Annotated in this window: 12 protein-coding genes; 5 read left to right on the top strand and 7 right to left on the bottom strand. The window is 58.4% G+C overall.

The annotated features are described in order from the left end of the window. Positions 1-7: 7 nt before the first annotated feature. The 3 genes from KQI65_01190 to KQI65_01180 are packed head-to-tail and all read right to left on the bottom strand — an operon-like array spanning position 8 to position 2,601. Positions 8-745 (bottom strand): NAD-dependent deacylase, encoded by a 738-nt coding sequence (locus KQI65_01190; GenBank protein ID MCB2203334.1) that lies wholly within the window; start codon positions 743-745, stop codon positions 8-10. A 7-nt stretch (positions 746-752) separates the two neighbouring features. Then, positions 753-1,523, bottom strand: coding sequence for a LytTR family DNA-binding domain-containing protein (locus KQI65_01185; GenBank protein MCB2203333.1), 771 nt, complete (start codon positions 1,521-1,523; stop codon positions 753-755). Continuing rightward, a complete protein-coding gene (locus tag KQI65_01180; protein ID MCB2203332.1) occupies positions 1,477-2,601 on the bottom strand; it encodes a sensor histidine kinase in 1,125 nt (374 codons plus the stop codon). The genes KQI65_01185 and KQI65_01180 overlap by 47 nt, the downstream gene beginning before the upstream one ends. 171 nt (positions 2,602-2,772) lie before the next feature. Between KQI65_01180 and KQI65_01175 the strand changes: the two genes are divergently transcribed. Continuing rightward, a complete protein-coding gene (locus tag KQI65_01175; protein ID MCB2203331.1) occupies positions 2,773-3,276 on the top strand; it encodes a hypothetical protein in 504 nt (167 codons plus the stop codon). A 28-nt stretch (positions 3,277-3,304) separates the two neighbouring features. On the opposite strand, the gene KQI65_01170 is transcribed toward KQI65_01175, so the two are convergent. From KQI65_01170 to pruA, 3 genes are all read right to left on the bottom strand, one after another. Further along, positions 3,305-5,233: a VCBS repeat-containing protein gene (locus KQI65_01170; protein ID MCB2203330.1), complete on the bottom strand. Its 1,929-nt coding sequence runs from the start codon at positions 5,231-5,233 to the stop codon at positions 3,305-3,307. A 176-nt stretch (positions 5,234-5,409) separates the two neighbouring features. Continuing rightward, entirely contained in the window at positions 5,410-7,488 is a 2,079-nt protein-coding gene (locus KQI65_01165) for a T9SS type A sorting domain-containing protein (GenBank protein ID MCB2203329.1), read from the bottom strand. A 145-nt stretch (positions 7,489-7,633) separates the two neighbouring features. Then, positions 7,634-9,265 (bottom strand): L-glutamate gamma-semialdehyde dehydrogenase, encoded by a 1,632-nt coding sequence (gene pruA, locus KQI65_01160; GenBank protein ID MCB2203328.1) that lies wholly within the window; start codon positions 9,263-9,265, stop codon positions 7,634-7,636. Between the two features lie 209 nt (positions 9,266-9,474). On the opposite strand from pruA, the gene KQI65_01155 reads away from it, so the two are divergent. The 4 genes from KQI65_01155 (at position 9,475) to KQI65_01140 (ending at position 11,494) form a co-directional block, all read left to right on the top strand. Continuing rightward, positions 9,475-9,708: a CopG family transcriptional regulator gene (locus KQI65_01155; protein MCB2203327.1), complete on the top strand. Its 234-nt coding sequence runs from the start codon at positions 9,475-9,477 to the stop codon at positions 9,706-9,708. Continuing rightward, positions 9,695-9,946 carry a type II toxin-antitoxin system mRNA interferase toxin, RelE/StbE family gene (locus tag KQI65_01150; protein MCB2203326.1) on the top strand — a complete coding sequence of 84 codons (252 nt, stop codon included), beginning with the start codon at positions 9,695-9,697 and terminating at the stop codon, positions 9,944-9,946. Before KQI65_01155 ends, KQI65_01150 begins: the two co-directional genes overlap by 14 nt. Before the next feature lie 145 nt (positions 9,947-10,091). Further along, positions 10,092-10,517, top strand: a complete 426-nt coding sequence (locus KQI65_01145) for a secondary thiamine-phosphate synthase enzyme YjbQ (protein ID MCB2203325.1) — start codon at positions 10,092-10,094, stop codon at positions 10,515-10,517. 209 nt (positions 10,518-10,726) lie between these two features. Next, the gene (locus tag KQI65_01140; protein ID MCB2203324.1) at positions 10,727-11,494 is read left to right on the top strand and encodes a carbon-nitrogen hydrolase family protein; all 768 of its coding nucleotides are present in this window, start codon (positions 10,727-10,729) and stop codon (positions 11,492-11,494) included. Between the two features lie 188 nt (positions 11,495-11,682). Here the strand turns inward: KQI65_01140 and KQI65_01135 are convergent, their stop codons facing one another. Then, entirely contained in the window at positions 11,683-14,346 is a 2,664-nt protein-coding gene (locus KQI65_01135) for a choice-of-anchor D domain-containing protein (GenBank protein MCB2203323.1), read from the bottom strand. Between the last annotated feature and the right edge of the window lie 297 nt (positions 14,347-14,643).

Here is a 14,643-nt window from a genome sequence, read left to right as displayed (position 1 = left end):
CACGCCATTATCCCGTGCGCTTCACCTCATCAGCCAGGCCGCGCATGACCGCGGCCGCTTTTCCCTCGAGAAAAATATCCGTTATGCGGTGGGTGTAAAGGGATGGCTCGGTATTCACTTCGATGATAGCGGCTCCGCGGCGCTTTGCTTCCTCCGGCACGAGATTCGCCGGCATCACCTCACCCGTCGTTCCAATCAGTAAAAATACATCTGACAGCTCCGCCTGCCGGAACGCCGCCCTCCGGGCCTCATCCGGTATCATTTCCCCGAAAAACACGAAATCAGGTTTGAAAAGTCCCCCGCAGCTGCAGTGCGGAGGCAGCTGCCGGAGGTCCACATTGCTGGCGGGAGTCCGCACACCGCAATCGAGGCAGAGCAGCACCTGTGAATTCCCGTGAAACTCGATCACCTTTTCGCTCCCGGCTTCCTGATGCAGGTTGTCGATGTTCTGTGTGATCACCGCCCTTAGCATCCCCTGCCGCTCGAGTTCCGCAAGCACGATATGGGCATCGTTGGGACGCGCTTCCCCGAAGAAATCGTAGAAAATTTCCCGGATGACGCGCCAGGCTGCTTCCGTGTGCGCATGGAAATACTCGATGTCCAGGCTGCGCGGGTCGTAGCGGCTCCAGAGTCCGTCATTCCCCCGGAAGGGCGGGATGCCGCTTTCCACGGAAATGCCCGCGCCCGTGAAGGCAGTCAGGTGTCCGGCATTGCGTATCAGCTGTGCTGCGCGGGTGAGGGACATCAGCTGCTCAGATTTCCTTTGTGTTTTGAAGAACCTGCAATGCCGCTGCCCGGTAATTGCGTCCGATAGTCAGCTCATGCGTACCGATCTCCACACTGTGCGTCGTGAAGGCGTCGATGCGCGCGATGGCAACGATGATGCCGCGATGAATGCGCAGGAAACGTCCTTCGGGAAGCTCCTGCTCAAGCGCCGCAATGGTACTGCGCACGGTGATACTTCCCTGCGTTGTGCGCACACGCACGTAGTCTTTCATGCTCTCGAGGTAGAGGATGTCGCTGAGCGGCACGCGATGCATTTTGCGGTCCGCCCTGAGCATGATCACATCCTCTTCCGCCTGCGGCGCCGCATCCACGCGGTCGCGCTGCTCCTTAGTCGCGAAGTACTTTTCCACCGCGCGCAGAAAGCGCTCGAAGGAAATCGGTTTCAGCAGGTAATCGGTGACGTCGAGGTCGAAGCCTTCCACCGCGTAATCACGGTGTGCCGTCGTGATGATGACGGAAGGGGGATTGCGCAGGGATCGCAGCAGTCCGAGTCCGCTCAGTCCCGGCATCTCGATATCGAGAAACAGCAGATCGATGCGCGACTTCTGCAGCCGGGAAAAGGCTTCGTCAGCCGATTCGCACTGCGCCTGCAGCGCAAGGGTGTCGACGCGCGCGATATGTGCGGCGAGCACTTCTCTCGCCAGCGGTTCGTCATCAACGACCATGCAGGAAACGGGCACGCTGGTACCTTCACTGTTCTGAAAGACGATAGAGATCGAGGCGGACCTCAAACACATTGCCGGTTGTCGTCAAGGAAAAATCATGGCGTCCGGGATACAGCAGGTTCAGCCGCTCACGCACATTGCGCAGTCCGATACCGCCACTACCCGCCGCGTCGTTTTCCGTCGCATCGCTTCCCGGCGCTTGCTGCTTTGATGCTTCGCGTTCCGCAGGCAGACTGTTACGCGCCTCGAAGTGAATGTCCGAACTGCCTGCGCGAAGTGCAACTTCCACCCAGGCATCGCCACTGTCCCTGCTCACTCCGTGCTTGAAACAGTTTTCCACAATGGGAAGGAAAAGCAGCGGAGCGACGGGCAGTGCTGCGCGGAGATCGTTCTCCCAGCTGATGCGTACCCGGGGACCATGACGCATGCGCTCGAGGTCGAGGTAATGTTCCAGCAGACGGACTTCACGCTCGACGGAGACGAATTCGTTGCGGCTCTCATAGAGCATGTAATCCAGCAATTCCGAAAGCTTGAGGACGACCTCGGATGCACGGTCCGATTTCTGCAGCGTGAGTGCATACAGATTGTTCAGCGTATTGAAAAGGAAATGCGGATGCACTTGTGAGCGCAGCATGGCCAGCTCGGCAGTGAGCCGTTCCTGCCGCAGTCTCTGCGTCCGCCGGTCGGCCGCATACCAGTGCCTGAGCAGCGTGATCACCGATGCCATCAGCGTGACCACGAAGATGCCGGCCGAGAGCACGACAATGTCGACCGCGTTGCGTGGGGGTGTGTATCCCTGCAGGGGAGGAAGCGGCAGCACGCCGAGTACGAGCAGGAAGAATTCGACAATGAGAAGGAAAAACACACCCAGTACCGTGTATGCACTGTACAGCAGGAAACGCGCATAACGGCGGCGAAGCAGTGTGCGGGGGATGGTTATTCCAGTCGTGACATAGACTGTCGTGATGTACACGGGCAGGGTGTAGAGAAGGACGAACGCCGCGGCGCTTCCGCTGTCTAGCAGGCGCGCGTACAGCAGGTACATGATTCCCATGGCGAGCAGCCAGAAAAGAAGGTGGAAGAGAAGGCGAAGAGGGAGGGACGCCTCCGGGATCTCACCGTTACCGGTATGTTCATCGTATACGTGCATGGCAACAATCTACACTGTAGCTCATTGCGAAGGTAAGAAATGCGATCAGTGTATGCGGACGAGGGATGAGTGGCGCAATGCCGACGTCAAACGGCGTCTGTCGCGATTCGGCTCACGTATTGCGCGCGACGGCAGACATCCGGCGCATTTCCCACAACAGGTGTTTCCACGATGGTATGTTTCCTCCAGGTCGGCAACAAGACGGACGACAATGTCATGTCACTGAGCACACGAACACTCATCGACACACCTTTTCATGCACCATCTCTCAAGGAGCTCATCATGAATACATTTATCGCGAACGGGGGACCGTTCATGTACCTGATACTGCTGTTCGGCTGCGCCGCATTGCTGCTTACGCTAATGCGCGCTGCACGAAGCTTGCGCGGATTGCCCGTCGAACGTTCGCAGATCAACACCGTGCTGTACCTGGGTTTCGCCGCAGTGCTGATCGGTGTTGCGGCGCAGTTGACGGGACTGTATCAGGCGGCAACGGCAATTCTGCAGGCCACCGATATTTCACCGGCCATCATTGCGCAGGGCATACTGATTTCCTTCAACAGCACACTTTTCGGATTGTATATCCTGCTTTTCTCCGCGCTACTCTGGCTGCTGCTTCGCGCCATTGTGGCGCGAAGATGGTTTGTGCGCAAAGAAGAAGGACCGTCCTTTTAAGACGGTCCTTCATGTTCTCGCTCAAAAATCAGCGGACGATGCAGACGCGCTGGCTCCGAACCTCGCTGCCGTTTTCCAGGCGCAGCAGGTACATGCCGGGACGCAGCCGGGAGACATCGATCCATGCTGCGGAGGCGGGACCGGTGTACACCTGCTGTCCGAGTGCGTTGAAGAGCTGAACAGTGGCACCCACACCGGCATTGCTGCGCAGCTGAAGCAGGTCGCTGACGGGCTGCGGGAAGATGTCGAGCGTCAGATTTCCGGCTGCGGGAGGATCACCCGCGGAGAGCACACTGCCATCGATGTCAATATACTGGTTGACCGGTACGGCGGTCAATGTTGTGTGAGCGAAAGGCTGCCGCGGCCAGCGCACGACGATACTGTCGACTACGGTGTTCTGTGCGAGACCGAAAAGCAGTTCCAGTGGCTGCTGGCCGGAAAAATGTCCGCGTCCCGCCTGTACCTCGCGCATCTGCCGCACACCACCGGCATACACGTACACGCGCGCACCGACGGCAGTGCGGTTCACGCCTGCAGGACCCGTCAACTGCACGCCGATCCAGTTATTCTGATTTCCGATACGGTTCTCGAGGAAGACCATGTCGGCACGGTCGGTGTTACCCTGCGCAGAGAAGTGGTTGGAGTTCATGACGATATCGTAGTCGCCATCGCGGTCATAGTCGAGGGCTTCGAGCGAGTGGGGACTGCGGATCTTCCCGATGAGTCCGAGATCCGGCGTAATGTCATAGAACTGGTTGTCCTGCGCCTGCAGATAGAAGTATGGCCTGTCCGTCGCATCGAGATATTCACACTCGGTGATGATGATGTCGGCGAGCATGTCATTGTTCATGTCAATCCACTGGGCGTCCATGTTGCCGAGGTGGTAGGACTGCGGGTCTTTGCGATGCAGGCGCACCAGTTCCTGCACGAGCTTGTAGTCGTTTTCGGGACCCAGGTTGCGCGAGATCGTCGTGCGTCCTTCACCGGAATCGAGTCCGCCGTGCACCAGCACCTGCAGCACGTCCATATCCCCGTCGTTGTCGTAGTCGTACGGGTAGGCGCCCCACTGGCAGAGGTTCTGTCCGTTGTCGCCCTGCAGCGTGCGGGCGTTGTAGCCGACCATGGGACCCACCTCGCGGAACTTGCCGTTCTGCTCGTTGCGCATGAGGCTGCCGTTACTGCGGCAGTAGGGCGACGTCATCACATCGGGCCAGCCGTCGTTGTTCCAGTCCGTCACCGATGCTCCCTGCATGGGCCAGGACAGGGTGATGCGGGCATCTTGCGAGACGTTGGTGAATGTGCCGTCGCCGTTGCCTTTCATCAGGCGATCGGGATGGAAGGGTCCATTTGGGGTGCGCCAGTATGCGGCGACATACACATCAAGGATGCCGTCAAAATCGTAATCAAGGTAGGAGAAACCCGAAGCGCTGATTGCCCACTGCGGGTCTTGCGGATCGACGAGATCTTCGAAACCATCGTTTGCCACATGCGAGAATACCGCGTTGCCGTCATTGAGCATGACCTCGCAACGGTCCTCTCGAAAGGGGATGTTCGTGTTGTACATCCAGACACCGTTGATGACGTCGAGGTCGCCGTCATTGTCCATGTCACCGAACGAAATACATTCTGATTTCTTCGTGGTGTCGAGTGAAGGATGCTGGTTGATGCCGCTCTGCTGCGTCCAGTCCGTAAAACGGCGCGGCGGCGTCGGACCCGGTGGCATCGTCGTATTGGGTTCATTGAGATAAATGCGAATATCTCCCCGTTTGTAGGTGCTGCGAACGACGGCGATGTCCGGATAATGATCACCGTTGAAATCCGCGGCATTGATACGCAGGGCCTTGGTGTCATTTCCGAAACCGACATCCTGCGAAATGATGCGGAACCAGGTACTGTCCTGTGCAAAGGTCTGTGTAGAGATAAAGGCGAGAAGGAAGAGGGTAACGATCAGGCGCATGAAAACAGCCTCCGAACTCATGGCGAATGGAGTGGAATACCGGGAACGAACCGGATTAATCGGTACTGAATATACGATATTTTTCTACACGCTTCCGGGATGCCATGCGTGATTGACGGTATACGCATGATTGAAGGATTTCGCGACTTCGGTATTCAATGCAAGGCGACCGGAGCTCAATGCGTAATGATGAATGAGCGCTGACTGCGCCCGTGCACGGACTGCAGTTCCAGCACGTAGGCACCGGAAGGGAGAGTCTGCGTGTCAACGGTCAGCATGTGGGATCCTGCAGTGCCGGACTCCCTGTTGCGGGTGAGGCGCAGGCGTCCCGCCGCGTCGTACACGCGCAGCTGCAGTGCGGATTCCACCTCGGTGCGCAGCGAAACATGCAGCGATGCGCCTGCTTGCAGGGGCTGCGGATACAGGTCGGTGATGGCGGGCGAGCGAGGGGCTGCAGGGACTGGTGAGGCCGTAGAGGTGTTCTGGCTGAAGCGGAAGACGCCCGAATATTCACTGCCGGCATACAGCACGCCGGATGCATGCATGGCGAGTACGGTGACGCCGGCGGGCGGGGGATCGACATTCCATGTCAGTCCGAGATTGGTACTGTTGTACATCATGCCATCATCGATGATGAACACGCGTCCCTCCCGGTTGATCGCGATGGTGGAAGCCAGCGCCTGTCCGGAAGAGGCATACACCTCGGTCCAGGTTGCACCACCGTCGTCAGATCGAAAAAGACTGCGGTAGGTTGCAGTATACAGGTTGCCCTGCCGTGATTCGGCGAGCAGCGTCAGGTCACGATTGATACCGGACACAGGCAGCAGCGTCCAGTCCTCGCCGCCATTACTGCTGTGGAACAGTCCCCTGTCCGTAGCGGCAAAAATGCTTCCCGCATCCGCAAATGTGCTGACGAGCAGCTGCGCGCGGCTGACGCGTCCGCTCACCGGTTCCAGGACGCCAACCTGAATCCACGTATCGCCATGATCGGAAGAGCGATAGACCGTGCCGCTGTAATCCACCATGCGCAACTCCGCCTCGTACTCCGCGACGGTACTGACATCGTAGCCGCTCGGTGGTTCCGAAGTTCTGCTCCAGTGTATGCCGTTATCGAATGAGCGACGGAGTCCCGCATCCTGGGTGATCGCAAACAGTGTGCCGTCGGAAATGCGGCTGATCTGCGTCGCAGCAAACGGTGAATATGCAGAATCTGCATAATTCCAGTTCTGTCCGAGATCGGCGGAGTGGTAGACCCCGCTGACGAGCGAACCCACCCAGAGATCCTGTTCTTCCACCAGGAGCGCCTGGATGACAGGCACGTGGATTCCGGCATCACTGCGTATCCAGCTTGAGCCCTGATCGCTTGAGCGCAGCAGACGGCCGTCCGCCGCGGCGAGCACGTGGCCGCCGTCGTACACCAGTACGGAGGAAACATTGCTGATATCCTGCACGGCGTGGCGCTCCCAGGTCGCCCCATCATCCTGTGAGGCGTAGAGACCGTTGCTGCTTTCCGCGAAGAGCAGGGAAGGAGAAACGCGTTGTATGCGGTATACGTTCGTGCCGAGCAGTCCGTCGGCTGCCGTCCACGAATCGCCACCGTCGAGACTGTAGTACGTGGCATTCGCAAGACCGACGAACAGCCTGCTGCCGTCGATCATGCTGAGGGAATACACGATAATGCTGGGCAGCGCGGCATCCACCGGCTGCCAGCTCTGTCCCTGGTCCGTGCTGCGCGCGACACCGACCTGGTAGGCGCCCGCGAACCAGCTGCCATTATCGGCCACGGCGACTTTGAAACTGCGCGTGTTACTGGCGAAGGGGTAGCTCAGCTCCCAGCTGTCGCCGTCGTTCGTGGAAATTTCCACATGTCCCCTGGCCCCGACCAGCAATGCGTCATCACCGACGAAGGCGATGGATGTCGGGATATCGGAAAAGGCGGTTTTCTCCCATGCCATGCCGTCCATGGAACGGTACATGCCGTTATAGCTTGCCGCGAACACGTGTCCTGAAGGAGCAGTGGCGAGTTCGACGACATTCGACGTCCAGAAATCCCGCCAGGCCTCGGTCCAGTTCTGTCCCTGGTCCGTCGAATAGAGGATGGGACCCGCGTACTGGGCGGCGAGGAACATGCCCTGCGAGGTTGTGGTGAGGGACTGCAGGACGCCGCCGTTGGGTCCCGGCAGTGCTTCCCATTGTGCCGAGGAGACGGCCGGGAAAAACAGCAGTGAGAAAATCAATATGACACGAAGGCGCATGCCAACCTCCGGATAGTGCGTATTCATCGGATACAGTAATATAACACCATCTGTACGGGACGGTTACAAAAAAACCGGGCACCCCGCACGTCGCCTGTCAGCGAAGTTGGGATGCCCGGAAGGTCAGGTGAAGAAGCGCTCTGGCTTATTCCTCACCGAGGAAAGGATAGCGCCAGTCTTTCGGGGGATCGAAGGTTTCCTTCAGGGTGCGGACGGACATCCAGCGCAACAGGTTCATGGCGCTGCCGGCCTTGTCGTTGGTACCCGAAGCGCGGCCGCCGCCGAAGGGCTGCTGACCCACGACTGCCGCGGTCGGCTTGTCGTTCATATAGAAGTTCCCCGCGGCGTTGCGCAGGCGGTCAGCCATCTGAATAAGCGCGTAGCGGTCCTGCGCCCAGATGGCGCCGGTGAGCGCGTACATCGAGGTGTTGTCGCAGAGGTCCAGCGTCTCCTCGAACTTCTCGTCGTCGTAGACGTAAATCGTCAGTACGGGACCGAAGATTTCTTCCTCCATGGACTTGAACTTCGGGTCGGTGGTCACGATGGTGGTCGGCTCGATGAAGTAGCCTTTGCTGTCGTCGTAGCTGCCGCCGGTGATGATTTCCGCATCCGCAGCATTCTTCGCGTAATCGATATACGACGTGATGCTGGTGAACGCGGCCTTGTCGATAACGGCGCTCATGAAATTCGTGAAGTTTTCGGGATCGCCCATTTTAACCTGTGCCACTTCGGCGACGTACTTCTCCTTGAATGCCGGCCAGATGGATTTCGGAATGTACATGCGCGAGGCGGCCGAGCATTTTTGTCCCTGGTACTCGAACGCGCCGCGAATGGCTGCGATGGCAAGCGCGTCGACATCGGCGCTGTTGTGCGCGAAGATGAAGTCCTTCCCGCCCGTTTCACCGACGATGCGCGGGTAATACTTGTACTTCGCAATGTTTTCGCCGACGGTTTTCCACATGCCCTGGAACACGGCGGTGGAGCCGGTGAAGTGAATGCCGGCGAGGTTGGGGTTGGCGAGTACCGGGTTGCCGACCTTGCTGCCGCTGCCGGGGATGAAGTTGACCACGCCCTTCGGCAGTCCGGCTTCCTCGAGCAGTTTCATCAGGTAGTACGCCGAGTACACTGCGCTCGATGCGGGCTTCCACAGCGCGACGCCGCCGACGATGGCGGGGGAGGTCGGCAGGTTACCGGCGATGGACGTGAAGTTGAACGGCGTCACGGCGAAGACGAAGCCTTCGAGGGGGCGATATTCGACGCGATTCCACATGCCCGCGGGCGAATACGGCTGATCCTTCATCAGTTCAGCCATGTAATAGGCATTGAAGCGCCAGAAGTCGATCAATTCGCAGGCTGAGTCAATTTCTGCCTGAAAGGCGGTTTTGGACTGTCCGAGCATCGTCGCGGCGTTGATCGTCGCACGCCAGGGTCCCGCCAGCAGATCCGCTGCCTTCAGGAAAATCGCAACGCGCTGCTCCCAGGGCATCACCGCCCAGGCTTTCTGTGCTTCGAGTGCCGCTTCGACGGCCATCGCGACTTCCTTCTCTCCGGCGCGGTGGTAGGTACCGAGCACGTGACCGTGCTCATGCGGAATACGCATTTCGGCGGTGTCGCCGGTGCGGATTTCCTCGCCGCCAATGATGAGAGGGACGTCAATCTGTGTGGCCTTCATCTCGGCCATTTTCGCTTTCAGTTCGGCTTTTTCCGCGCTCCCGGGCGCATAGGCCTTGATCGGCTCGTTCACCGGTTCCGGCACTTTGAAATATGCGTTCGACATGGAATAACTCCTGAATTACTGTTATCGAAATAACGGTTTTCGTCTTCAGACATTCTCTGCTTGTATGTATTTCCCCGTCCATGGCATTACAGCGCACCACGGACTCCAAAATTACGCATCACGGCGGCAACAAAAAAATCTGCATTATGAATGGACTTTGACATAATGATGTCATAATGCTAGTATGTTTGCATGCAGTTTAATTACTGATGGAGCAGACGGTGAAGCGTACCACCATATATCTCGATCCCGCACTGCATCGGGCACTGAAGCTGAAGTCCATTGAAACGCAGCAGAGCATGACTGAGCTGGTCAACGAAGCCGTAAGAACTCTTCTCGCGGAGGATGAGGAGGATCTGCAGTCGTTCCGGGATCGCGCGGCAGAACCTGCAATGGAATACGAGGCCGTGCTCAAGGAACTCAGGCGTCATGGCAAATTATGAGCTGCGTTTTCGCAAGTCCGTCCTGAAGGATTTGCGCAGCATACCATCGAAAGATGTATCCATGCTCCTGCGAGCCATAGAACGGCTTAGCACCGATCCGCGTCCTCCCCAGTCCCAGAAACTTACCGCACGCGAACAATACCGCCTCCGCAACGGCCAGTACCGCATCCTGTACGAGATCGAGGACGCCCGCGTGGTGATCGTCGTCGTCAGGATTGCGCACCGGAAGGACGTATAACGGTAGTAGCCAGCGACGGCATGGAAAGATGGAACAATCGAAAAATGGAAATATCACAGCCGGGAATGTTTCCATCCTTCCATCTTTTTATCTTTCCATTGCTTCCAAACACCACCACACTGCATCGACGAACAGTCACATCAACATGATACAGAAACTCCTTACCCTCCACCCAAGGACGCGCGGCTTCCACCTCGTGACCGGCGAGATACTCGAGCAGCTGCCGGAACTGCGCGAGGTGAAGGCGGGACTCGCGCATATGCACATTCTGCATACGTCCGCCTCACTCACACTCAACGAGAACGCCGATCCCACCGTGCGCGGAGATTTCGAGCGCTGGTTCAACGAAAGCGTTCCAGAAAACGCCCCGTACTACCGTCACACGATGGAGGGACCCGATGACATGCCCGCGCATATCAAGGCATCACTTCTCGGCAGCGGCCTGCTTGTCCCCGTCCGCGACGGACGCTTCCTCCTCGGCACCTGGCAGGGCATCTACCTCGGTGAACACCGCGAGCATGGCGGAAGCCGGAACATCGTCGTCACCATACTGACTTCCGTAGATGGCTGACAGCTGATTTCAAATTTCAAATTGCAAATTGCAGATTGCAGATTCGTAGTCCACACTCTGTCACACCAGGGATTGCTTCCACGACGCCGACAAGCATCCGGGGACACACCGTGGGAAGCAATCCCTGCTCCTCCCGGGTTTGAAATCTGAAATCTGAAATCTGAAATCTGAAATTTGTAATCTGTAATCTGTAATCTGTAATTTCCCCCATGCGTATACATCTCACCCAACCCACACTCAAGGCCTTTGACACTGCGCATTCGATGGAGGCGATTCGCCGGTCGATGGATGCGGTGGAAGGGGGATTCGATGCGGAGGATATTCTCGTGCTGCCCGAGCATGCGCTGTTTGTGCACGAGCGCGCGCAGTACGAGGAAGTGCTCGGCATGCTGACCCGCGAAGCGGGCTGCCATGTGCTAGGCGGTTCTTTTCATGAATTCGACGGGGAGGTGAAACGGAACAGTGGCGCGCTGTTCGCTCCGGATGGCAGGGTGATGGGATGGTATGACAAGCTGCGGCCCTATGCCGATGAGCGTACCCGTGTCGATCCCGGCACGCGGCTCGGGGAATTCGATGTGAACGGCAGGCGCGTGATGGTGCTGGTGTGTGCGGATTTCTGGTTCAGCGACCTCTTTCTGCAGGCGGAAACGCTGCCGGATCTCGTGCTGGTCCCTGCCCTTTCGGTCACGCGCAAACCCGAACCCGATTACTCGCGCCGGCTCTGGCGGCATCTCGCCATCAGCCGCGCATATGAGTTCGGACTTTTCGTCGGCATCAGCGACTGGGCGCACGATTCAGAACTGCCGAAGCTCCGTACCAGCGGCGTTGGCGGCTTTGCCGATACTACGCAGGTCGATCCCGACGGTTTCTACATGCCAATCGGATCGGAATCCGTGCGCAGCATCACCCCCGATTTTGCCGCACTCGACCGCTTCCGCCACGACCGCGAAGCCCGCGGCTTTTACTGGAAGAAGTAGCGGGTTGGAGGATGCAGACGGCCTACGGAATGCGGACGTCGTACGGGTCTGGGAGCCATGGAAAAATGAAAAGATGAAAAAATGGAAACATAGCCTCTACGTCATGTTTCCATTTTTCAATCTTTCCATACTCAGCCGCAACCGGGATATTTCGACGATACCCGCGCGTCCTCGGTTCAGGCCGACTGTCAGCGAATCAGGCTGAAGCGCCGGGTGAGCGTCTGCTTGCCGCTGTGGAAGCGGAGGATATAGATGCCCGGGACGAGATCGACGTCGGCCAGGGACAGCTGCAGTGTTGCGTTCTCAGCGGGGAGGCTTCCCCGGTATAGTGTGGCGAGCTGTCGTCCGAGAACATTGTAGAGCTCGATACGATGTGTCTTATGCGGCGAAGGGGTCGCGAGACGGACCTGCAGGGTCTGACCTGCGCGCAGGGGCTGCGGGAAGAGGGATTCGACGGCGAATGACGAGGGGGATGGAGCGCCGGGTGCCGCAAGCACAGTTGCCGCGCCGTCGACGACCATATCGTCGGGCGAGGAAGTCGCGTCGGAGGTCACCACAATTTTCGCGCGCTTGAAGCCGACGCTGGTCGGGGAGAAATGAACGGTGAACGGCTTGTTCGCTTCACCGGCGATCTGCATCGGCAGCGTGGCCTCGACAGAGAATTGATCCGCGTCCTCTCCCGTAATTTCAATGTTCGTCACAACGAGAACGACACCCGAAGTATTGCGAATCTGCACATCGGCCTTTGCGGAACGGGTCTCCATGGTGCTGTCGAAATGGAGTCCGACGGGAATGAAGCTCAGCGACGGCATGGCACCAAAGCCGGTGAGGCGCACGGTCTCCTTTTGCGGCCCTTCGTTGCTGCTGACAACCATGGATGCTTCGTAGGTCGCAATGGCATCCGGTGCGAAACGGAGGGTGAGAGGAATGGAGCTTCCTTCTTCGACGCGCAGCGGGAGGCTGGTGTTTGGACCCAGGCTGAAACGCGCCGCGTCTTTTCCTTCAAACGTGATTTCCGTAATCAACAGCACGCCGCTGCCGGTGTTGGTGAACATGTCCTGCACCGTTTCCTCATTGACCGCGCCCACCTTGGTGACGTTGAACTGATGCACATTCTTCGCGCGGAGTTCAGGATTGGTGCCGACGCCGATCAGCGGGATGACGACAGGATCCTGCGGTGCGTTGCTTGAGATGCGCAGTTCGGAGTAGCGGTCGCCTGTGCCCTCGGGGGTGAAGGAAAGCGGGATATCCATGTACTCACCGTGCAGCAGTGTATCGGGAATGGGGAAATCGGGGTACAGCGTGAAATCCCGCGGATGCGTATTTCCCGGATCACTTGCCCGGCGCACGTTGCTGATGATCATCGGCGTGGCACCTTCATTGAAAACGCGCACGGTGTCGTATGCGGTCAGTCCGAGTTTCTGAATGCCGAAATCCACGGTATCGGGGAAGGCCATGCTCGGAGCCCATGCCACGCGCTGCGCGTAAATATCTGCCTGTCCATCGAGCGTCCTTCCGTCATACCAGCAGATGAGTGCGTAGCCCGGACCGCTTTCGATGACCTGTGGGCCGAGCTGGTTGTTGTCGTGCTTGACGACGAGCACGCCGCCGTGATTGTTCCAGGCGGGGTAATTTGTCAGCCCCTGCGCGGAAATCCGGTTCATGTAAATATCATAATCGAAGGTGTTGCGCCTGTCCTGCCACACAGCGAAACCGCCGCCGTTGCCGTCCGATATCATCGTGGCGCGCTCCTGTGTGTCGCCGACGTCGCAGAGCGCATTGCCGAAATCCCCGATCACCGTGCCATCCGCCGCAATGCGGCGCATGTATACGTTGCCTTCGCTGACGCCCTGCCGGTAGTCGGTCCACACCGCCAGCGCGCCCTGTTCCCCGTCATCGGTCAGGAACATGCCGCTCTGGGCGTTTTCCGATTGTGAGACTTCGTAGTCGGACTGGTACAACCGCCCACCGAGCGAGTCGATGACCTGGAGATACAGGGAAGAGGTGGTCGGACCGAGACGGTAGTCCTGCCAGAAAAAGGCGACGGATGCCGCACCGTACGGAACGACTTTCGGCGCGACCTGTCGGTTGGGTTCGACGCAGACCGGAAGATCTTCTTCCCATCCGGTTGTTCCATTTGAGCGGACATGCTGTGCATAAATGTCGTCCTCCGTCCGGCGATCCATCCACGCCACGTAAGCCCCGCCGTTCTGATCCGTCGCAAGCTGGGGGTAGGACTGATCACCATCCGCGGCGCTGACCACCACACCGTTGGCATCCCACCGTGCCGCACCCGCGCGACTGACGCGTTGCGCGTAGATGTCGTTGTTTCCACCTCGCGTGTCATGCCAGGTGATAATCACGCCCCCGCGACCGTCACTGATCATTTCCGCCCATTCCTGCCTGCCCTCCGCATCGCAGATCGTGATACCGCCGCTCTGCCAGCGCGCACTCCCACTGCTGTCGATGCGCTGCATGAAAATATCACTGTCTCCGCCGCCGCGGTTCCACCACGCGATGAACGCACCGCCGCTGCCGTCAGAGACGATACCGGCGAGGCGCTGTCCCGCAGTCGGAGCACTCAGCTGCACACCATCCTGCTGCCACGGGGTTGCGCCGCTTTCCGTCACACGCGCGGCGTATATGCCGACATCGGAACCCTCGCGGATGTCTTCCCACACGATGATGGCGCCACGGCTGCCATCGGTCACCATGCGCGGATAACGCTGCCAGCCGTCTGCCGTACAGATGGCGACACCGGTCGTATCCCACAGCAATTGCTGCGCCTCAGCGACTGTGAATGAGAGAAGAAAAAACAGGGGGAAAAGAAAGAATGCGTAAGGCTTCTGCATGCTTGTGCACCTGAACGGCTGGGCGAAAGTGATGGACAGTGAAATAACACGATACTGCCACAAAAAGTGTCTTAAATCACCGATTAGAGGCTAAACGCAGTAAAAACAGGAAGTGGGGAACAACATCCTCGGGTGAGGAAGACCCCAGGGGAGAACAGCATCCTCGGGCGTGCAACAAAAAAGATCCCGGCCAGAGGAGGGGGACCGGGATCTTACATCAGAAATGCGACAATTCGTGAAGGACGTTTTGTGAGGTGCCGTTACTTGAGCCTGTTCGATAGGAAGGTTGAGTCTATC

It is taken from the genome of bacterium (assembly GCA_020444325.1).
GTDB lineage: Bacteria > Bacteroidota > Ignavibacteria > SZUA-365 > SZUA-365 > BM516.
The sequence above is the reverse complement of the archived record's forward strand: the minus strand, read 5'-3'. Positions and strand labels throughout refer to the sequence as shown.